General features: G+C 63.8%; 16 protein-coding genes. 6 read left to right on the top strand and 10 right to left on the bottom strand.

Features of this window, described 5'->3' with window-relative positions; translation table 11 throughout:
* Positions 1–62 precede the first annotated feature (62 nt).
* Entirely contained in the window at positions 63–1,505 is a 1,443-nt protein-coding gene (locus tag AC07X6_RS21515) for an OmpP1/FadL family transporter (protein WP_494792312.1), read from the bottom strand.
* 159 nt (positions 1,506–1,664) lie between these two features.
* Positions 1,665–4,439, bottom strand: a complete 2,775-nt coding sequence (locus AC07X6_RS21510; RefSeq protein WP_494792311.1) for a bifunctional diguanylate cyclase/phosphodiesterase — start codon at positions 4,437–4,439, stop codon at positions 1,665–1,667.
* 173 nt (positions 4,440–4,612) lie between these two features.
* Between AC07X6_RS21510 and AC07X6_RS21505 the strand changes: the two genes are divergently transcribed.
* Entirely contained in the window at positions 4,613–5,587 is a 975-nt protein-coding gene (locus AC07X6_RS21505) for a thymidylate synthase (RefSeq protein WP_494792310.1), read from the top strand.
* Positions 5,587–6,627: an SMI1/KNR4 family protein gene (locus AC07X6_RS21500; RefSeq protein WP_494792309.1), complete on the top strand. Its 1,041-nt coding sequence runs from the start codon at positions 5,587–5,589 to the stop codon at positions 6,625–6,627. The genes AC07X6_RS21505 and AC07X6_RS21500 overlap by 1 nt, the downstream gene beginning before the upstream one ends.
* Here the strand turns inward: AC07X6_RS21500 and AC07X6_RS21495 are convergent.
* The 4 genes from AC07X6_RS21495 to AC07X6_RS21480 all read right to left on the bottom strand — a co-directional run bounded on the left by AC07X6_RS21495 (position 6,624) and on the right by AC07X6_RS21480 (position 12,394).
* Complete coding sequence (locus AC07X6_RS21495; protein WP_494792308.1) at positions 6,624–8,885, bottom strand: TonB-dependent receptor domain-containing protein; 2,262 nt, start codon at positions 8,883–8,885, stop codon at positions 6,624–6,626. The genes AC07X6_RS21500 and AC07X6_RS21495 overlap by 4 nt on opposite strands.
* A gap of 206 nt (positions 8,886–9,091) precedes the next feature.
* Positions 9,092–10,435, bottom strand: coding sequence for a VWA domain-containing protein (locus tag AC07X6_RS21490; RefSeq protein ID WP_230539556.1), 1,344 nt, complete (start codon positions 10,433–10,435; stop codon positions 9,092–9,094).
* A 9-nt stretch (positions 10,436–10,444) separates the two neighbouring features.
* Complete coding sequence (locus AC07X6_RS21485) at positions 10,445–11,695, bottom strand: TerD family protein (protein WP_230539555.1); 1,251 nt, start codon at positions 11,693–11,695, stop codon at positions 10,445–10,447.
* Positions 11,696–11,818: 123 nt separating this feature from the next.
* Complete coding sequence (locus tag AC07X6_RS21480; protein ID WP_230539554.1) at positions 11,819–12,394, bottom strand: TerD family protein; 576 nt, start codon at positions 12,392–12,394, stop codon at positions 11,819–11,821.
* A gap of 240 nt (positions 12,395–12,634) precedes the next feature.
* Here AC07X6_RS21480 and AC07X6_RS21475 point away from each other — a divergent pair, with 240 nt between their 5' ends.
* From AC07X6_RS21475 to AC07X6_RS21460, 4 genes are all read left to right on the top strand, one after another.
* A complete protein-coding gene (locus AC07X6_RS21475) occupies positions 12,635–13,387 on the top strand; it encodes an alpha/beta fold hydrolase (RefSeq protein ID WP_494792307.1) in 753 nt (250 codons plus the stop codon).
* An 8-nt stretch (positions 13,388–13,395) separates the two neighbouring features.
* On the top strand, positions 13,396–13,881 hold the full coding sequence (locus AC07X6_RS21470; RefSeq protein WP_494792306.1) for a dihydrofolate reductase: 486 nt from the start codon (positions 13,396–13,398) through the stop codon (positions 13,879–13,881).
* Between the two features lie 239 nt (positions 13,882–14,120).
* Entirely contained in the window at positions 14,121–16,376 is a 2,256-nt protein-coding gene (locus AC07X6_RS21465) for an Orn/Lys/Arg family decarboxylase (RefSeq protein WP_474291656.1), read from the top strand.
* A gap of 253 nt (positions 16,377–16,629) precedes the next feature.
* A complete protein-coding gene (locus AC07X6_RS21460) occupies positions 16,630–18,015 on the top strand; it encodes a sigma 54-interacting transcriptional regulator (protein ID WP_494792305.1) in 1,386 nt (461 codons plus the stop codon).
* 6 nt (positions 18,016–18,021) lie between these two features.
* Here AC07X6_RS21460 and AC07X6_RS21455 read toward each other — a convergent pair whose 3' ends face one another.
* Genes AC07X6_RS21455 through AC07X6_RS21440 form a run of 4 tightly spaced genes read right to left on the bottom strand, consistent with a single transcriptional unit; the run spans position 18,022 to position 21,336 of the window.
* Positions 18,022–18,756 carry an amidohydrolase family protein gene (locus AC07X6_RS21455; protein WP_494792304.1) on the bottom strand — a complete coding sequence of 245 codons (735 nt, stop codon included), beginning with the start codon at positions 18,754–18,756 and terminating at the stop codon, positions 18,022–18,024.
* 16 nt (positions 18,757–18,772) lie between these two features.
* Entirely contained in the window at positions 18,773–19,423 is a 651-nt protein-coding gene (locus AC07X6_RS21450; RefSeq protein WP_230539548.1) for a hypothetical protein, read from the bottom strand.
* Between the two features lie 34 nt (positions 19,424–19,457).
* Positions 19,458–20,306: a hypothetical protein gene (locus tag AC07X6_RS21445; RefSeq protein WP_494792303.1), complete on the bottom strand. Its 849-nt coding sequence runs from the start codon at positions 20,304–20,306 to the stop codon at positions 19,458–19,460.
* Entirely contained in the window at positions 20,290–21,336 is a 1,047-nt protein-coding gene (locus AC07X6_RS21440) for a PLP-dependent aminotransferase family protein (RefSeq protein ID WP_494792302.1), read from the bottom strand. The genes AC07X6_RS21445 and AC07X6_RS21440 overlap by 17 nt, the downstream gene beginning before the upstream one ends.
* Positions 21,337–21,345: the final 9 nt, after the last annotated feature.

Below are 21,345 nucleotides of genomic sequence, written 5' to 3'. Positions count from 1 at the left end.
AAAAAAGCGCCCGAAGGCGCTTTCTTCATTTCATGGCGGCCGGGTTGGCCGCCACTACCTGCTTAGAACTTGTAGTTATAAGCGAGACCGATCAACTGCATGCGGGTCTTGAACAGGCCCTTGGTGGTTTCACCGTTGCCGGTGCAGCCAGTGGACAACGGCGGCACTGGACCGCATTTATTAGTGTAGTTCACTTCAGCATCCTTGAAGTCGATATAGCTGTAGGCCAGATCCAGCGAGGAATTGGCGTTCAGCTTCCAGTTCGCGCCGATCGAGTACTGCATGCGGTCGCTGTCCGGCAAGGCAGGATGACGCAGTTCGGCGCTGCGCACTGGCGCCTGGTCATGCGCGATACCGGCGCGCAGCAACAGGCTTTCGCTGTACTTGTAGTTGGTGCCCAGCGAGACGCGGTAGGTATCTTTCCAGTTCTGGCGAATGCGTTCCGGGCCTTCGGCCGTCGGCGGGAACTGGATATCCAGGTTCTGCAGGCGCGAAGTACGGGTCCAGGTGACGTCGCCCATCAGAGCCCACTTATCGTCCATCTGGTGGAAAGCATTGATCGATACGGTTTCCGGCGTGCGCAGTTCGACCAGCGCCTTGGAGTTGACCTTGCCCGATGCGGCGCTGATAAAGCCATTCACGGCCGCATTGTTCGACACTTGCGAGAAGTCCCAGATCGTGTCGCCTTTCAGCTTGTGCGAAATCGACGAACGGTAAGCGATACCGAAACGCGTGCCTTCATTCAGCTGGTACAGATAGCCCAGGTTGAAGCCGAAGCCCCAGTCGTCGCCATCCATCGAGGCATGGCCATCTTTGGCTGTACCCAGTGCGGTCCTGGCAGCATTAAATGCATCCATGCCTTGGGTCTTGAGGATATTCGTAAGAAAAGCGGTCGATGCGGCTGGCGCATGTTGCTGCAGGAAAGAGACCGAACCTGGCACGTCCACTGCCTGACCCAGCTCCGCCTTCATGTATTCGGCCGTCACGCCGAAACCGAACGAGTGGTGCTGGTCCAGTTTGAACGACACGGAAGGATTCAGGGCGATGGCTTCGAGCTTGATATTGGTGATCGCATAGCGGCCACTCCAGCTGTTGCCATAGTCAAGCTTGGCGCCGTAGGGCACGAACAGGCCCATGCCGACGGTCCATTGGTCATTGATTTTCTTGCTGGCGTACAGGGCTGGCGCAAAGACGGCATCCGGTGCGTAGTCCTTGGTCGTGCCGCCTGTCAGCTTGTTCCTGAAATTGACGGAGTCCTTATCCTGGAACGTCGAATGCGGTACCACCAGGGTGCCGCCGCCCACGAACTGCGTGCCTTCCAGGCGGGACATGCCGGCCGGGTTGTAGAAAATGGTCGACGCGTCGGCCGCTTCGGCGCCGCTGGCGTCAGCCGTGCCCTGGGCGGAAACGCTTTGCGAACCAAAACGGTAGCCCGATGCTTGTGCGGTGGAAGAGATGCCGGCGAACGCGGCAACGATCAAAAGGGGCAGATATTTATGTTTCAAGTTAGTCTCTCTTTATTATATGAAGTGTCTTCGTCACATTATCCCGGGTAGCTCAACCTCACCCGTCCTGCACTGTTCTTGCCGCCGTGAACTCCAATTCACTGACGGCATGAGCGAAGCATATAATATTTTTTAGAAAAAAGCGAACGTTCGCTCTTTTTATGAAACAGCGTTGTTTTCTACGCCAATCGCGGGGCTGTACGGGGGCAGCACGGGGGCCGGCAGCGGTATCAGAAAGCGCAGGTGCATCAGCGCCAGCATCTGTTCGGCCGCCACGGGGCGCGAGATGAAATAGCCCTGCACTTCATTGCATTGCAGGGCGCGCAGAATGTCGAGCTGCTCGCGCGTCTCCACCCCTTCGGCCACCACGCTCATGCCCAGCGCATGCGCCATCGACAGGATGGCGCGCACGAACACTTCCCCTTGCTCCGAGCGCCCCAGCTCCATGGTAAAGGCGCGGTCGATCTTCAAGCCATCCATGGCGAACTTCTGCAGCTGCGACAGCGAAGAGTATCCCGTGCCGAAATCGTCGACCAGCAGGCGCACGCCCAGCGCGCGGATGGCCGACAGCTGCTCCACGGCGCGGTTCTGCTCATCCATCATGGCCGATTCCGTGATTTCCACCTCGATCAGCCGCGCATCGATGCGGTGGCGCGCCAGCGCGGACGCCAGCACCTGGTGCACGTCGCCACGGCCGAACTGGCGCGCCGAGACGTTGATCGATACGGGCACCATTTCCAGCCCGCTGGCCTGCCAGCGCGCCATCTGCAGGCACACCTTCTCGATGACGACTTCGCCCAGCTGCGAAATCAAGCCGCTGCTCTCGGCCACGGGAATGAATTCCAGCGGCGGCACCATGCCGTGCTGCGGATGCTGCCAGCGCACAAGCGCCTCCATGCTGCACAGCTGGCCGCTCATGGCGTCGACCCGGGGCTGGTAGACGACGAGGAACTGGTCTTGCTCCAGCGCCGCCACCAGGCTTTGCTCGAGTTCGCGGCGGTTGCGGATGGTTTCGAACAATTCGGGCTGGAAGAAGCGGTGATGGCCCTTGCCTGCCACTTTCACGGCATACATGGCGATGTCGGCATTCTTCAGCAGCACTTCCGTCTCGGCGCCATCGCGCGGATACAGGCTGATGCCGATCGAGGCGCCCATCTTGTGGCGTTCGCTGCCCAGGTAAAACGGTTCGTCGAAAGCGATGGCGATGCGCTGCGCCACCTGCTCGGCGCGGCTGTCGTCCTCCACAGGGTCGAGCACGACGACGAATTCGTCGCCGCCCAGGCGCACCACGTGGTCGCCCGGGCGCAGCACGGCCTTCAGGCGCAGCGAGGCGGCGCGCAGCACCTTGTCGCCCTCGGCGTGGCCTTGCGTATCGTTGATATCCTTGAAGCCGTCCAGGTCGATGAACAGCAGCGCCAGCATGTGCCGCGCGATGGCGGCCCGCCCCAGGGCGCCCGGCAGGAATTGCTGCAGCCAGTAGCGGTTGGGCAAGCCCGTCAAGCCATCTTCATTGGCCAGGCGGCGCAAGTCGCGCTCGTGCTCCTTGGCCGTGCTGATGTCTTGCAGGGTGACGGCCAGGCGGTCGCCGCTGCGCACCAGGCGCCGGCGTATCCAGCGCAGCTTGAAAGGGTTACCTTCCGGCAACTCGATCTCTTCCTCGGAAAAGCCGGACTCCATGGCGGCCCGGTAATTGTGGATCAGGTCGCGGAAATACGGCTCGTGGGCGCGCGACTGCAGCCGCATGCCCAGCAATTGCTCGCGCCGCACGCCGAAGTAACCGGCGCCCGGCTCGTTGCAATCGACGATCTCGAAATCGAGGATGCTGCCATCGGTGCCGCGCAGGGCGGCGATGATATAAAAGCCGTCGCTCGTGCCTTCGGTGGCCATGCGGTAGGCATTGCGCACGCCTTCGGACTGGTGGTGGCGCCACGCCAGGCGCAGCGACAACACGGTGGCGACGGCGGCAAAGGCCAGCAGCAGCACAGTGACGGCCAGGGCGATGCCGAGATAAATGGTGCGCGTTTCCTCGTAGGGATGCAGCATCTCGCCGTCCGACAGGCCGACCACGGCCGTAAACGGATAGGCTTTCAGCGCCTGCCAGCCCACATAGCGGCTTTGCTTGTCGGAAAAGGCGATCCTGCCGCCCGAATGCAGGGCGCCGCTGTCCGTTTCGAGGAAGCTGGTATCGAGGAAGGGCGTGCCCCGGCCGGTCTGGGTCGGCAGGACGCGCGAGCCGAGGCGCGTGCCGAACAGCTCGCCCTCTTCGCCCACCATGGCGGACATGCCGAACTTGCCAAAATTGACGCTGTCGTAGAATTCCGAAAAGTAACTGGAATGGATGGAGATGAGCAGCACGCCATCGAAATTGCCATCCTCGTCTTCCAGCCGGCGCGTGAAATGCACGAGGCCTTCATCGGCACCGGGCGCCGTGGCGACACCGCCCCCGTTGACGCTGCCGAGCGCAATGCGCAGCGCGCTGGAATTGCTGCGCCAGTGGCGCAGCAGGAAATCGCTGCGCTCGTTGACCCGCAGGCGCTGCAGCGGCGCCGTGGCCGTCACGGGGTGGCCCTTGCGGTCGAGGATGGCGACGATGGCAAATTGCGGCAAGGCATACATGCCCTGCGTCTTCAACTGGTCCAGACGCAACTGGCCGCGCGAATTTTCCCACTCGTACTTGAGCTGCAAGGTCAGCTGGTCCATCTGTTCCAGGGTGCGCAGCAGGTACTGGCTGTAGGCCTTCGACAAGGAAGACACGCTGTCGAGCGCCTGCTGCTGCGCCACCTTCTTTTCCGCCTCCAGCTGCAGCAAGGTGGCCGTCCACAGCACGGCGCACAGAACCAGCCCCAGCAAGGGCCAGGCCAGAATCAGGCGCAGGTTGGCCTTGAAAAAATCGGCCCTGCTCATCTCCACCACGGCGGCGTTATTACTATTCACAAATTGTCGCAAAAACATGGTGCAGCATCTGCCGTTTCTGTATTTCCTTAGGGACACACAAATTACCACAGAGTCATGTTTGCAGGGGATAAGGTAGTGTAATTATGTGCGTCGCCCGCATCCCGCCTGTCGCGCCTGCGTTACAATCACCATCCTTACCGTTGGAGAAATACATGCAGCAATATCAAGATTTGATCAAGACCGTGCTCGAAACGGGCAGCTGGCAAGACAACCGCACGGGCATCCGCACCCTGAGCGTGCCGGGCGCCATGATGCGTTTCGACTTGGCCAACGGCAATTTCCCTGCCGTGACAACCAAGAAACTGGCTTTCAAATCCGTGATCGGCGAATTGTGCGCCTTCCTGCGCGCCTCGCGCAACGCGGCCGAATTCCGCGCGCTGGGCTGCAAGGTGTGGGACCAGAACGCCAATGAAAACGCGCAATGGCTGGCCAATCCCTACCGCGAAGGCGAGGATGACCTCGGTCCCGTGTATGGCGTGCAATGGCGTCAATGGCCCGCCTACAAACTGCTAGCCGCGGCCCAGCCCGCGCAGATCGCCGACGCGCAAGCCAACGGTTATACCTTGATTGCCCCCATCGTCGAGGACGGCGTGCAAAAAGTGCTGCTGTACAAGGCCGTCGACCAGTTGCGCGAGTGCCTCGATACCATCATGACGAACCCGGGCAGCCGGCGCATCCTGTTCCACGGCTGGAACCCGGCCGTGCTGGACGCCGTCGCCCTGCCCGCCTGCCATTTGCTGTACCAGTTCATCCCGAACGCCAGCACGCGCGAAATCTCGCTGTGTTTATATGTGCGCAGCAACGATATCGGCCTGGGCACGCCGTTCAACATCGCCGAAGGCGCCGCCCTGCTGCACCTGGTGGCGCGCCTGACGGGCTATACGCCGCGCTGGTTTACGTATTTCATCGGCGACGCGCACATCTATGAAAACCACCTGGACATGGTGGAAGAGCAACTCAAGCGCACGCCGTTCCCGGCGCCCCGTTTCGTCATTTCCGAGCGCGTGCCCGACTACGCGAAGACGGGCAAATACGAGCCGGAATGGCTGGAAAAGATCGAACCGTCGGATTTCTCGCTGGAAGGCTATGAACACCACGCGCCCATCAAGGCCGCGATGGCCGTCTGATGGCGGTGTCACCACTGGCGGCGCTGCACCGCAAGCTGTTTGACGAGACGGACGGCGTCAAGTTTTCCAATCTGAAAGACCGGCTGCTGAAAAAGCATGCCGCAGATGACCGGCTGGCCGTGCTCGATATCCTGACCGCCTACGCCAGGGAAGGCCAGCTGCTGCACTGGCGCGCCTTCCTGATGACGGATATCGTCGCCCTGGCCGAACCGGGAGAATACGGCGATTTTTTCAGCTGGAGCCTTGATATGGACGGCCTCGCCTACTGGGGCGTGGATGGCATGCTCAAAAGCATGGGCAAGGAAGCGTATGCTCCGCTCGTGGCCCTGGCCACTGCGGAAAATGCCAAGCTGAGCGTGCGCGCCAAGGCCGTGAAAAGCCTGGCCGTCTTCAGCCGCCAGCCTTTCGATGCCGGTTTGCCGTACGATCCCGGCCATTGGAAGGAAGAGCAGCTGCGACTGGAGGCTGTGCAGGCCTGGCAGCGCGATGGCTACCCGGATGGCGCAGGCCATGCGGCGCCCGTCACCCACGCGGCGCTCGATGAACCGCGCACGCCGCTGGAAAAGGCTGCCGCCAGGCTGGAGAAAAAACTGGCGGCCCGGCGAAAAAAAGAGCAGGACCTGGCCCAGCCATCGAACTGGCTGACCATCGCCAGCGCCGCCGACATGGCCGGCATCGCGCAGCGCTGGGCCTTGCCGGAGCAGTACCGGCGCTTCCTGGCCTGCCATTCGCCGCTGCGGGTATTTATCGACAGCCAACAGTATTTCCAGGGCTTGAGCCTGTACGGCGCGGCCGAACTGGTCAAGGCCCAGCACGGTTACGCCTGGGATCCCGTCAGCGGCGCCGCCATCGCCGGCTGGCCGGAACAGTACCTGGTAATCGCCGACGCGGGCGCCGATCCGTATTGCCTGGACTTGGGCGCCATTGCCGGCGGCGATGCGCCCGTGTACACGGCCGAACACGGCATGGGCGCATGGCGCTTCGAGCGCCATGCGGACAGTTTCATCGACTTCCTGAACGAGATCGCGCTGGCGGCCTAGCCTGCCTCACCACCCGGCCCACCCGGGCCGGGACCGCCTGGGCCGCCTGGCCCGCGTCCGCCCGGCGGACCGAAGCGCGGTTCGCGCTCGCCCTCTTTCGCCGCCGACGTGGCGCCACCGAGGCGGTACGACAGTCCCACGTAAATCATCCGTCCATCGAAGCGCCGCGTGCTCGTCTCGCGCAGGGAGGCGCTGTTGATGACGGTTTCCATCTTGTTGCTGCTGAACACATCGGTCACGTTCATGACCAGGCTCAATTGCGGCGTCACCGTGTGGCGTAGACTGAGGTTCAAGGTATTGTTCGGCGAGCGGTAGCCCTGTCCCGACAAGGTCTTGCCTTGCATTTGCAGGGCCAGTTGCAGCTGGTTGGCCGGATTGATCTGGTAATTGAGGCGCGCGCGGCCGCTCAGGGCATTCGCCGTGCGCGTGCTGCGGTTGCCCAGGTCGTCGGAACTCGTCTGCTGGCTGCGCGCCAGGTTGCCGCTCGTGTTCAGGGTCAGCGATGGCGTGAGCTTGCCGCTGACGCTGAATTCCAGGCCGCTCGAATGGCTGCCCTCTCCGTTTTCGCGCGTTGTCAGCAACACATTGTCGCTGATAAAGTAGCGGTAATCGACGATGGCGTCCGTGTCGCGGCGGTGGTAGGCGCGCAAGCTGCTTTCCAGGCCGAACAATTTCGTTTCATAGCCGATTTCGAACGAATCCGTCTGCGTAGGCTTCAGCTTCGGATTGCCGGCCGACACATTGAACTCGTCGCGGTAGACCACGTACGGATTCAGGTCGCCCGCATTCGGGCGGCGCAGGCGGTGCGCATAGCTGAAGCGCAAGTTGCTCTCGTCGCTGACCTTGTAGGTGGCAAACAGGCTGGGAATGTAGTTGACGTAGTTGTTGCCGGCCTCGACGCCGCTGGTGATCTGGCGCACGGTCAAATCCGTGTACTCGGCGCGCAAGCCGGCCAGCGCGCCCCAGCGCTCGCTCAGGCGCATCTGGTAGGAGCCGTACAGCGCGATGGTGCGTTCATCCATCTCGAAGCGGTTGCTGCGCATGGGGTTGACGGTCGCAAGCAGGCTGGCCGGGTTGATGTCCGTATATAAAGTGTCGAAACTGCTCTGGTTGTCGGCCACCTTGTAACCGAGCTTGGCCGTGCCGCCCGCCAACGGACGCTCGTAGTCGCCGCTGAAGTCGACGATGCGGTTGCCCGTCTCGCTGTGCTGGCGCGCGCGGCTGTCGAAGGCGTTTACAGGCGCAACCGCGTAGGTATTCGCGTAATCGCTGTCGCTCTCGTTGGTCGACGACGACACGCGCAGGTCGATCTTGAGGGTTTCACCCGGCAATTCTCCCTTGTGGTCGTAGCGCGCGCCCCAGCTGTAGTTGCGGCTGTCGCCGTTGCGCACGGTGCGGCGCACATAGTCGCCGATGGTGCTGCCCGTGCTGTCGCCATTGATGTAGCGGTCGAGTGAGCGCTGGTCGTTGCTGCGCCCGTTATACGACACGCTGGCGGCCAGGGTGTCATTCGTGTTCAGGTTGTAATTCACGGTGCCGTGCAAGCCCAGCGAGTCGTTCAAGCCATTGTTGCTGGACTGCTGGCTGCTGGGGGCGAACGCGCCAGTGCCACGCTCCAGGCGCTCGCGGCTGACCTCGCCCACGGAATTGCGGCCGTCATGGCGCACATTGATGCCGCCCTGGTAGCCCCACGGCCCTTCGTTATAGGTGCCGGAGACGGAGCTGTTGTAGCGTCCGGCGATGCCCGCATTCGCGTTGACGGTGGCAAAACCGCCCGGCTTGCGGTTGCGCCGCATCACCAGGTTCAGGATCGGCCCGCCACCGGCCTCGTTGCCGAACTGGGCCCCGGGATTGTTGATCACTTCCACGGATTCGATATCGTCGGCCGCCATGGCGTTCAGGGTGGCGCCGCGCGAATCGCCCTGCAGCATGGCCGACGGCTTGCCATCGATCAAAATCTGCACATTGCTGCTGCCGCGCAGGGAGACGGACCCATCGGGATCGACGGCCACGGACGGCACATTGTTCAAGGCGTCGGCCGCCGTGCCGTTGCTGCTGCCCACGTCGGACTTGACGTCGTAGACTTGCCGGTCGATGCGGCCCGTGGGACGTTCGGCCGTCACGCTGACGGAAGGCGGAGACCCGGCGGCCGGCGCCGGCTTGACGGCATTGTCGCCGGTGACGGTTTGCGCCTGGACAGCGGCGCCGGAGACGAGCAGGCTGCCGCCCGCCAGGCAATGGAAAAGAAGTTTATGCATTGGCTAAAAGTAATCGAGACGCTACGGATGAGGCACTACGCCGCAGCGTGAGAGCACATGTGTGGGCACAGTTCAAGCATGCCACGATTGCAAGGAGCAAAGCAAATGCGAACCATTGTTATTTACTTCAATTTACAAATCTCTTGCACTTGTGGCCGTACAGCCTCATCCGATGACCTTTGCCCTGCCTTTGCGCTATCTTTACGTTAAGTCAGCAAGCCCTGCCCCCGCGCCAGTTTCAGCCAGCCCGGATATTCCGTCATCAACAAATCATACAGTTCCGCATCGCTGTGCTCGTCGGGCGAGCTGACGGAAAAGTAATTGGCATTGTCGACCAGGCGCCCCTGCAGTTCGTCGAGCTTTTCCAGAAACGGGAAGTCGGAATCGGCAAAGGCGGCGAGGAACTTGCTTTTCGACTTGCGCCCCTTGCCGATGCCCATGAATTGCCAGAAGATGGGCTCATTGCTGGCCCAGCGCAATTGCTTTTCCGTCGTCGCCTGGTCGCTGGTGCCGCCATCGGTCACGAACATCACGTACACGGGCAACTCGGCCGCGACGGGCCGCGTGCGCTCGCCGCCTGCCGCGTCCGGGAAATAAAAGGCGCGGATGGCCTGCATGGCGGCGCCATAGCGCGTGTCGCCTTCCAGCGGATGGCGCTGTATGGCCTGGCTCACGTAGGTATTGCAGTTGCTCAAGGCCATCGGCGCCGGATGGTGGACGTTCTTGCCAAAAAGAAAAACATCGATCTCGCCATCGTCGTCGAACTTGCAGCCCAAAGCCAGGATGCGCTCGGCAAAGCGCTGCACCAGCCCCTCTTTATATAGCCGTCCCATGGAACCGGAAATATCGAGGCACAGACACACCTTGGCGCGGTGGTCAAGCAGGCCCACTTTTTGCAGGGACACGCCCGCCTGCTTGACCAGGCTGACCAGTTGCGGCGCCTCGCGTTCGACGCGCTTTTCCAGGTTGATCTTTGCCTGCATGACGGCAGAGGCGGCTGCAGGCGCGGCAGGGGCAGCAGAAGCGGCCTGGTCGACTTCGCCGCCGAAGTGGCGCACCAGCGCATCGAGTCCCCCGTTGAAACCTTGCCCCACGGCCATGCAGCGCCAGCCGCCATCCTTGCGGTAAATTTCTGCCAGCATGACGGCTTTTTCTTGCGCAAAATCAGACCCGGCAAAGGCAAAGCGTGCCAGCTCGCGCCCGCCCGCCTGCAGGCGCACGTGGCCGGCTTGCAGCTGCGACATCACGCCGCCGCCATCGATGGACGCCGTCACGACAAGGCGGTCGATTCCGGCCGGCAAGCGCGCCAGCTGCAAGGCAAACTCGGCCATGTCGCCACCGCTGCCCGCGCGCGCTTCCACGCCGCCGCACGGCGTGCGCGGCTGGTTGAAAAAGGTCATGTAGCGCTCGTCGGACAGTTTGCCGGCCGCATCGAGGCCGAAACAGGCCACGTCGAGCGCCAGGCCCTGGGCGGCGACGCCGACCTGCAAGACGCCATCGGGAACGAGATTGGCCAGCGGCAAGCGCTGTCCCTTGGACAAGGTTTCCATCAGTATCTCCTAGGCGATATAGCGGCGCGGGTTATCGGCATTGCAATCATCTTCGTCTTCCTTGTCCTCGCCCTTGAAGACGACGGGACCGTTGAAGGCCAGTTGCAGGTTCTCGCCCTGCCAGCTCAGCCACGGCGTCGCTTCGCTGCCGGGCTCGGACGTCTTGCCGGACGGTTCCAGGATGATGCTGTCGGGCGTGACGCGCGCCATGCCGATCACATAGGTGTAGACGGAATCGTCGTCGGCCGCCTTGGACAGGCGGAAATCGAAGTCGCACTCGACGATCTGCTGGCCATATTGCATCACCATCTTCGGCCGCATGGACGCGACCGAGACGGCGCCATTGGCCACCGCCGAATACACGCTGAAGACGAGGCCCACCGTGCCGCCGTAATGTTGCGCCAGCGCAGGATTGACTTCCACTGTTTCCGTGGCCGGCTCCTTGCCCGCCGCGCCCGCCACGTCGCCCAGGTGGCGCACGAAAGGCATGCTGTCGAAGTTCCCGGCCGTGTCCGGTGCCTGGATGAAGCGCATCTGGCCATTCGGCAAGAGGATGCCCACGCGCAGGTCGAGGTCGTCGTTATCGTCGTCGCCGTCGCCGTTATCGACCCAGGTGGCCTTGACGGTGAGTTTGCTCGGCGCGCCCGCGCCCTTTTCCAGCGAGACCTTGTGCGTCTGCCCCGCCTTGGTCAGCGAAATTTTCGACAAGGAAATCTTCGCCGCCGCAGGCTCTGGCGCGGCCTCGGCCACTTCGCCGCCGAAATGGGCGACCAGCGCGTCCAGGCCGCCGTTAAAACCCTGGCCCACGGCCATGAAGCGCCAGCCGCCGTCCTTGCGGTAGAACTCGCCCAGCATGACGGCTTTTTCCTGTGCAAAATCAGGCCCGGCAAAGGCGAAGCGGGCCAGTTCGCGCCCGCCGTCCAGCAGGCGCAGGTAGCTGCTGCCCAGCTGCGCCATGGTGGCCGCGCCATCGATGGCGGCAGTGACGACGAGGCGCTCGATGGATGCAGGCAAACGGTCCAGCTGGTAGCTGAAGCCGGCCGCATCGCCGGACGGCGCCGAGGTTTCCACGCCGCCGCACGGCGTGCGCGGCTGGTTAAAGAACGTCATGTAGCGGTCGTCGGACAGTTTACCGGCGGCATCGAGGCCGAAACAGGCAAAGTCCAGCGCCACGCCGGCACTGGCGAGCCCCAGCTGCACGACATTGCCCGTGACGAGGCCGGACAGCGCCAGGCGCTGCCCCTTGATCAGGTTTTCCATGGGATTATGTATTCAGGTGTGGGAGCTTCGGACAACGGCTCAGGGCAAGGCGCGTCGTCCGAAGACAGTACGAATAGTACGGCGAGGCGGCGCAACGCCGCCATGGGCCGTTTTCCGGAGCTCTTAAGCGTTAATGCCGAACGAGCGGGCCAGAGGGCCCAGGCCGCCTTTGAAACCCTGGCCGATGGCCTTGAATTTCCATTCGCTGCCGGCGCGGTAGATTTCGCCGAAGATCATGGCCGCTTCCGTCGAGCCGTCTTCCGACAGGTCGTAGCGGGCGATTTCCGTGCCGTTGTCGCCGTTCAGGCAGCGGATGTAAGCCTTGCCCACCATGCCGAAGTTCTGCTTGCGGTTTTCCGCATCGTGGATGGTGACGGCCACGGCGATCTTGTCGATGTCGGCCGGCACGTTGGCCAGGTCGACGGCGATTTTCTCGTCGTCGCCATCGCCGCCACCGGTCGTGTTGTCGCCCGCGTGGACGATGGAACCGTCAGCCGACTTCAGATTGTTGTAAAAAATGAAATCAGCATCGGAACGGACCTTGCCGTCCGTTTTCAGCAGGAAGGCGCTGCCGTCCAGGTCGAAAGCGGCGCCATCGGTGGCGCGCGGATCCCAGCCCAGGCCAATCACGATTTTCTTCAAGCCGGGAGCTTCCTTGCTCAGGTTGACATTGCCGCCTTTTTGCAAACTGATCGCCATGGTAATTCCTCTTTAGTATTTAGTAATGAATGGGTTGCATCCGGTGTTTCAAGTCACGCCGCCGGCACGCCGGCTTGATGAGCCATGAGCCTACCATAAAGTTCCTGCTTGTCAGCCGCGCACTATTGAAAATAATGCCATGAGGAAAATACCGAACGGCTGTCCTAATGCGCAAAATGACGGATAATGCCGCTCGACAAAAATTTTCACCCCCATCAGCGACTTGAACCCGGGATGTCCTTGAACAAGATACAACTCGACTGCATTCCCGGCACCCTGTGCGACGAGCGTCTGTGGTCGCGCCTGGCGCCTGCCCTGGGCGGCGCCTTTGATCTACGGCATGTGCCCTTGCACGAGGCGCGCACGCGCCCGCAGATGCAGGCGCTGATCGCCGGCCACAGCGCGCCCCAAGCCCACCTGGTGGGCTTTTCGTTGGGCGCCTACCTGGCGCTCGAACACGCGCTGGCGCACCCGCAGCGTGTGAAATCCCTCACTTTGATCGCCAATTCGGCCAAAGGTTTGCTGCCGGCGGAAATCGAAACGCGCCAGCGTATCGTCGCCATGCTCGAGCGCAATGCCTATGCGGGCATCACGCGCCAGCGCCTGCGCGAACTGCTGCACCCGTCACACCTGGACGATCCCGCCATCACGGGCCTGATCCGGCAAATGGGGCTGGACCTGGGCAAGGACGTGCTGCTGGCGCAATTTCTCACCACCATCGACCGTCCCGACCTGATGGCGCGCCTGCCGGAACTCGATTTCCCCGTGCTGATCGTGGGCGCCGAAGACGACAAGCTCGTCCATCCCGACGACCTGCGCGCCATGGCCGCCCGCCTGCCGCAGGCCACCCTGGCATTACTAAAAGACAACACCGGCCACATGATTCCGCTGGAAGCGCCGGGTGCGCTGGCCGATGCCATGCGTGCGCATCTGGAGGCTGCCGGCAATTTCAACGATAATGACGGGCATCGGGCCCCGCCCCAACTACTTTGACAGAAGCAATGAGCCATTTGACCATCATCGTCGCCACCGACCAGCAAGGCGGCATCGGCATCAACAATACCTTGCCGTGGAAATTGCCGGAAGACCTCGCGCACTTCAAGCGTTTGACGACGGGCCACCCCATCCTCATGGGCCGCAAGACCTTCGATTCCATCGGCCGGCCGCTGCCGAACCGCCGCAACATCGTCATCACGCGCAATGCCGACTGGCGCCATGAAGGCGTGGAAGCGGTGCCGTCGGTGGAAGCGGCCATCGCCCTGCTGGACGGCGCCGAAGGCTATGTCATCGGCGGCGCCGAGATTTACCGGCAAGCATTGCCCCTGACACAGCGCTTGATCGTCACGGAAATCGGCAAGAGCTTTGATTGCGATGCGTTTTTCCCTGCCGTGGACCATGCTCTGTGGCAAGAAACCGCGCGCGAGGCGCATGTATCGGAGAAATCCGGCCTGCCTTACGCCTTTGTCACGCTGGAACGCAAAGCCTGATAAGGTTGATAGTTATTGACAGAATGTTGCTGTAATACCCCTGTCACACCCATGCGTCACGCTAGCGCAAGCTTGTGAGGCTGAGGGCTGATATTTTTTTCCCGCAGACGCCGCATTTCTGCGAGAATCCCGTTCTTATTTTTTTTCTGCGGCTGCCGGGTTGTACCACCGCCTGACCGTCGCGCCCTAGTCCGCCCCTCCACATCTGTCAGGGGCGGCTTGCTTTTTTGGAGACATGCATGAAATTTCGTTTCCCCATCGTCATCATTGACGAGGATTTCCGTTCTGAAAATACGTCCGGCCTGGGCATTCGCGCCCTTGCCGCCGCAATGGAAAAAGAAGGCATGGAAGTGCTGGGCGTGACCAGCTACGGCGATCTGTCGCAATTTGCCCAGCAACAATCGCGCGCGTCAGCCTTCGTGCTGTCGATCGACGATGAAGAATTCGGCGGCGGTTCCATCGAGGAAACTGACCATGCCTTGAAATCGCTGCGCGCCTTCGTCGAGGAAATCCGCTACAAGAACGCCGACATCCCGATTTATCTGTATGGCGAAACGCGCACCTCGCGCCACATCCCCAACGATATCCTGCGCGAACTGCATGGTTTCATCCACATGTTCGAAGATACGCCGGAATTCGTCGCGCGCCACATCATCCGCGAAGCGAAATCCTACCTCGATGGCCTGTCGCCGCCGTTCTTCCGCGCGCTGGTGCACTACGCCAACGACGGCTCCTACTCGTGGCACTGCCCCGGCCACTCGGGCGGCGTGGCGTTCCTGAAGTCGCCGATCGGCCAGATGTTCCACCAGTTCTTCGGTGAAAACATGCTGCGCGCCGACGTCTGCAACGCCGTCGAGGAACTGGGCCAGCTGCTCGACCATACGGGTCCCGTCGCCGCGTCCGAACGCAATGCGGCGCGCATCTTCAATGCCGACCATTGCTATTTCGTCACCAACGGCACGTCGACCTCGAACAAGATGGTGTGGCACTCGACCGTGGCGCCCGGCGATATCGTCGTCGTCGACCGCAATTGCCACAAGTCAATCTTGCACTCGATCATCATGTGCGGCGCGATTCCCGTGTTCCTGATGCCGACACGCAATCACCTGGGCATCATCGGCCCCATCCCGCTGCACGAATTCACGCCGGAAAGCATTGCCCGCAAGATCGAGGCGAACCCGTTCGCGCGCGAAGCGAAGAACAAGAAGCCGCGCATTCTGACCATCACGCAATCGACCTACGATGGCGTGATCTACAACGTGGAAACCCTGCGCGAAATGCTCGACGGCAAGATCGACACCCTGCACTTCGATGAAGCATGGCTGCCGCACGCCACCTTCCACGATTTCTACAAGAATATGCATGCCATCGGCAAGGACCGTCCGCGCGCCAAGGAATCGATGATCTTCTCGACCCAGTCCACGCACAAATTGCTGGCCGGCCTGTCGCAGGCCTCGCAAATCCTCGTGCGCGAATCGGATACGGTCAAGCTGGACCAGGACGCCTTCAACGAGGCTTACCTGATGCACACCTCGACTTCGCCGCAGTATTCCATCATCGCCTCGTGCGACGTGGCCGCGGCCATGATGGAAGCGCCGGGCGGCACGGCCCTGGTGGAAGAATCGATCATGGAAGCGCTCGATTTCCGCCGCGCCATGAAGAAGATCGACCAGGAATGGGGCCAGGACTGGTGGTTCCAGGTGTGGGGCCCGTCCAGCTTCAACGACGAAGGCATGGGCCAGCAGGAAGACTGGATGATACGCGCCGAGGATGACTGGCACGGCTTCGGCGACCTGGCTCCCGGCTTCAACATGCTCGACCCGATCAAGGCGACCATCGTCAACCCTGGCCTGTCGCTGGACGGCCAGTTCGGCGACACGGGCATCCCCGCGTCCATCGTCACCAAATACCTGGCCGAGCACGGCGTCATCATTGAAAAATGCGGCCTGTACTCGTTCTTCATCATGTTTACCATCGGCATCACCAAGGGCCGCTGGAATACCCTGCTGACGGCCTTGCAGCAGTTCAAGGACGACTACGACAAGAACCAGCCGATGTGGCGCATCCTGCCGGAATTTGCGGCGGCCAACCCACGCTACGAAAAAATGGGCTTGCGCGACCTGTGCCAGCAAATCCACGATTTCTACAAGGCCTACGACGTGGCGCGCTTGACGACGGAAATGTATCTGTCGGACATGATCCCGGCCATGAAGCCGTCGGACGCGTTCGCCAAGATGGCGCACCGCGAAATCGAGCGCGTGGCCATCGACGAACTGGAAGGCCGCATCACGTCCATCCTGCTGACGCCGTATCCACCGGGCATCCCGCTGCTGATCCCGGGCGAGCGCTTCAACAAGACCATCGTCGACTACCTGCGCTTCGCGCGCGACTTCAACGAGCGCTTCCCCGGCTTCGAGACGGATGTGCATGGTCTCGTGAAACGCGAAGTCGATGGCAAGCGCGGCTATTTCGTCGACTGCGTTCGTCAGGACTAGAGCACCTAGAAAACGTCCATGGCGGCGTTGCATTGCCTCGCCGTACTATTCGTACTGTCTTCGGCAACGCGCCTTGCCCTGAACGTTTCTAGGCACTCTCGTGACGTTCGTTGAACTTCATTAATAGCGCCGCCTGATGTGAGTCAGGCGGCGTTTTTCATTGTGTGCCTCCCGCGCACGCTTGCGCCAGATCAAATGGCTGGGGTATCGGGCTTCTAAGATGGGCGACTCGTGCCCTCGTGATGGCTGGCATATGACGCTCAAGGTGTGGCTGGAAATCGTGCAGCAGGCGGCGGCTGGCAGTGGCGCCTTGCTGATGACGGCATTGAAGCAGGCTCAGGTAACTGTAGCCCGGCGGCACGATGGTGAAGAAGACGGCGCGGGCATCGTGTTGTTTGCCGAGGCCGATGCGGCGCTGCTGCAAGCGCTGCCGGCGCTGTGCGGCCATGCCCGCGTGCTGGCCATTGCCGCCTGCGGCCAGTCCCCCAGCTGCGCGCAACAGCGAGCCCTGATGGCCGCTGGCGCACGCGATGTGCTGCTGTGGCCAGCCGGCGGCGCCGATGCGGCCCCGGTGCTGGCGCGCCTGCAGCGCTGGCAAGCCGTGGCGCAGCTGCTGGCATCCAGCGCCGTGCGCCGGCAATTGGTGGGCGACAGCGCGGCCTGGACCACCTTGCTGCACCAGGTGGTGGAAATGGCCGCCTTCAGCCAGGCCTCCGTGCTGATCACGGGCGAGACGGGCACGGGCAAGGATTTATTGGCGCAACTGGTCCACCGCCTCGGCAACTGCAGCGGCGACTTCACCATTCTCGACTGCACCACCCTGTCGCCGGACCTGGCCGGCAGCGAACTGTTCGGCCATGAACGGGGCGCCTTTACGGGCGCGTCTGGCGCGCGCGACGGCGCTTTCGCCCTGGCGGACGGCGGCGTGCTGTTTCTCGACGAAGTGGGCGAACTGCCGCTGCCCCTGCAGGCGCAGCTGCTGCGCGCCATCCAGGAGCGCAAATACAAGCGCGTGGGCGGCAATACCTGGCAGCCAACCCAGTTTCGCCTCGTCTGCGCCACCAACCGCGAACTGGAAGACGAAGTGGCGCGCGGCGCCTTCCGCGCCGACCTGTACTACCGTATCGCCGGCTGGCGTTGCCAGGCGCCGCCCCTGCGCGAACGCCAGGACGATATCCTGCCCCTGGCCCGCCATTTCCTGGCCGAACTGGCGCAACGCCCCGCGCCGCCGCTGGACGCCGCCGTGCGCGAATATTTGCTGCTGCGCGACTATCCGGGCAATGTGCGCGAACTGCGCCAGACCGTCACGCGCATCTGGCACCGCCATTGCGGCCCCGGCCCCATCACCATCGGCGCCCTGCCCCCCGAAGAACGGCTGCTGGCGCCGCTGTGGCCCGACCAGCACTTCGAGGCGGCCGTGCGGCGCGCCCTGGCCCAGGGCTGCAAGCTGTCGCACATCACGCGCTGCGCCACCGACATGGCCATCCGCCTGGTGCTGGCCGATGAACACGGCAACAACCAGCGCGCCGCCGCCCGCCTGGGCGTGACGGACCGCGCCCTGCAGATACGCCGCAAGGCGGCTGCCTGCGCGACGCAAGCGGCTGCAGCCGCCTTGCCGGCCTCGCCAGCCGCGCTTTGATCTGCCTCAAGCCAGTCCCGCCAGCCGCAAAAAATTGCCTCCCGTGATCAGCGCCATATCCAGCGACGGCAAGCCCAGCAGCTCAATCTTGTGCAATTCCAGCCCCGGATGCAGCCAGGGGCCATCCGAGCCGAACAAGACCTTGTGCGGCCCCGCGCGCCGCACGGCCTGCCGCAGCAAGTCGAAACGGCGCACGCCCGAGCTGTCCGTGTAGATATTCGCGTGACGAACCAGGTGATCGATCAGCGCCAGCTGGGCCGCCCAGTCGTCGCCGAAGCTGCCCAGGTGGGGCAGGATGAAGTTGACGTCGGGATACTGCTGCGCCAGCAGTTCGGCCACGGCCACTTCGCCGGCCGGGTCGTACAGCACGGGCAAGCCGAAGAAGCGGGCCGCATCGCACACTTCGCCGCTGATGCGCGCATCGAACCGGTGCGCCTTGATGCCGACAAAGCCGTAGCGCTCGACGGCCGTGCGCAGCAAGTCCTGGATGCGGCCCCGGTCGCGCCGCGCATGCACGAAGGCAAAGCCGTAAAAACGCCGGGGATCGGCAGCGACCAGGCGCGCCACGCCGTGGTTGGCGATCGCGTAATCGGAGTGAAAGGTGGCGAACAGCACGCTGCGGGCGATGCCGGCCGCCTGGGCGCGGCGCAGATAAGCATCGAGCGGCGCATCGCTGTCCCACGGTCCGCTCAAGCCGTCGCCAGGACCGGCGTGGCAGTGGCTATCGATGACCAGCGCCATGGCCGCCTCCCTGCGCTCAGTTCCAGTCGCCCATGACGACGATGCGGTTGCCGCGCCGGCGCCAGCGCCCGCTTTCCTCCTCCTGCTGCGGCGCAGGCGAGCGGAAATGCGGCAATTGCTGGTGCAGGGCCCGCGTCAGCGCGCTTTCCACGGCGCGCGCACTGCCATCGCCGTCGGCCGCCAGGCGGGCCGCCTGTCCCGCGATGCGCACGAAACGGCGCGCCATCTCCAGTTCGCGGTCGGCCGGCGCCTCGGCTGCCATTTCCAGCTCCAGCGCATTGCTGGCCGCGCGCCCCAGGGCCGAGCCCAGCGCCGTGCCCACGCCCGGTATCGGGATCATCGAGCCGAGGGCGCCGCCGACAAAGGGCAAGGCCGTCTTGGCCACGGCCTTCAAGGCCCCGCCCAGGGGCTTGGCCACCTTGGCGATGGTGGATCCCACCTTCTTGACGCCCTTCCACACGCTCTTGAAGACATTGCCGAGAAACTGCTCGAGTTCCTCCTCGCTGGCCACTTCCAGCAATTCCATGGCCAGCTGCAATTCCTCCTCTTCGCCGAAGACGGCCGGCGCCGTGCCCTTGCCGGGCCAGTCCCGGCCGAATTCCAGCACTTCAAACGCGGCGCCGGCCCGTTGCCGGCATTGCGCGCATGCGCATTCGAGTTGGTGCATGATGCTCTCCTTCGCAGTTATCAAGGTGCTATCGTCAGCTCCACATTTCACCGAGCACGGCCAGTTCCAGTTCGCGCCGCTGGTTGGTCAGCACGCCGCGCTGGTTGGCAAACATGTCGTCGTGGATGCGCTGCTCGATGCGCCGCCGCTGCGCCGCCGAGGACAGGGGCGCCACGTACACCTGGTGCCCGCTCAGGTCCACGCCCATCATCTGGCCGCACAGCCGGTGCTGCAGCAAACGCCGGTGCAGATCGTCCGTCTGGCCGCTGTAGGCGCGGCGCCGCCCGCCCGCATCGAATTCGATCACGTACATGCCCGGCCCCCGGCCATTCGGGTCAAGCAGGGCATTGGCCAGCGTCCCCAGCGCCAGGTAATTCAGGGCGGCCGCTTCCGGCACCCGGCCCATGGTGCCGGCCAGGGTGGGCGGGATCTCGCCCTGCTGCTGGCCGTCGTCCTGCCCCTGGTCCAGCCCCTGGTCCGCATCCGGCTCCTGCTGGTCGCCAAAAGCCGGTTCCGCCACGGGATAGGGCGCGGGATACAGCGTGGGATAAATGGCGGGATAGCCGCCCCAGCCCCGGTAGCGCGGCGGCAGATAGGGCAAGGGCTGGGCAGCATAGCGGGGCGGCCGGCGGCCCTGCCCCTGGTAGCGCGGCGGCGCGGGACGGCGCTGTCCGCGCAAGGGCGGCCGCGCGCGCAGCCCGCCGCCGCGCATGGCGCCGCGAGCGCTACCGGGACGCGGGCGTTCGCCCTCCCATTCGGCCTCGGCTTCGTCCTCCCCTTGCCATTCCTGCGACCACTCCTGCGACCATTCCCCCAGCCACTCCTGCTCGCCGGCCCCTGTTGGCAGCCCCGCAAAGGGCAGCATTTCAAACGCTTCGTTCATATCGCCTCCTCGTGTGATGTTCAAGCAAGTCCATTGCCTGTTGCAGTTGCCCGGGCGCCTGGTCGGCCCGCAGCAGAAAAGTCAGCGCCCCGGGGCCTTCCCCCGCTTGCGCCAGCGCCAGCACGCCAGCCGCGCGCAAGGCTGGCTGCAAGTGGGCGCGTCCGGGCAGGCGCTGCACGGGGAAGCTGCCGCCCCGGCAAGCGATGCCGGCAGCCGCCATTCCGCTGCGCCATTGCGCCACCCTGTCCGCCAGCCTGACGCGCAGGACGTCGCCGTGCCGCGCATTGAGCACCAGCGCCCGCCGCGCCGCCGCCAGCACGGCGGCCGAGGGCGGGCTGGCATGCACGCGCGTCTGGCTGTGCGCTTCGAAGCGCCGCAGCAGGGCGCCGCTGCCTGCCAGCACGGCGAGCGGCACGCCAAAACCCTTGGCCAGCGAGGCGCCGACGATCAGGTGGCCGCCCGCCTTGTCGTAGCCGCCCGGCAAGCGATGCAGCCGCGCCGAACCGCCGCCGGACGCGCCCATCACGCCCAGCACCTGTGTATCGTCCAGCAGCAGATAGCCGCCCCCCTGGCGCGCCAGGGCCGCATAGGCGGCCAGCGGCAAGGCCTGCTCGCTGCCAGGCACATAGCCATCGGCCAGGATCAAGGGACGCCGCCCTTGCCTGCCCCAGGCCGCCACCAGGCGCCGCAATGTTCCCATCTCGCCGCTGGGAAACAAACGCAGCGGCAAGCCCAGCGCCCGCGCCCGCTCGGCGCCCCAGCGGGCGATGGCGTAGCTGCCGCCATCGATGAGGATCACGAGCCGCTCGGCAGCCAGCATGCCGAACAGGTCCCAGAACAGGTGCAGGGTCGACGGCAGCACGCAAGCCGCCTCGCAACCTTGCAGCACCGCCAGGCTTGCTGCCAGCGCCTGCGCGCCCGGCGGCTCGCGCAGCGCCGCCGGCTGGCCCAGGCTCAAGCTGCTCCATGGCGCCAGCGCGGCCGCCGGATGGCGCATGCCCAGGTACAGGGCACTGGTAAAGTCGAGCATGCACGCGCC

The organism is Janthinobacterium sp. GW460-12-1-14-LB5 (genome assembly GCF_059423585.1).
The sequence above is the reverse complement of the archived record's forward strand: the minus strand, read 5'-3'. Positions and strand labels throughout refer to the sequence as shown.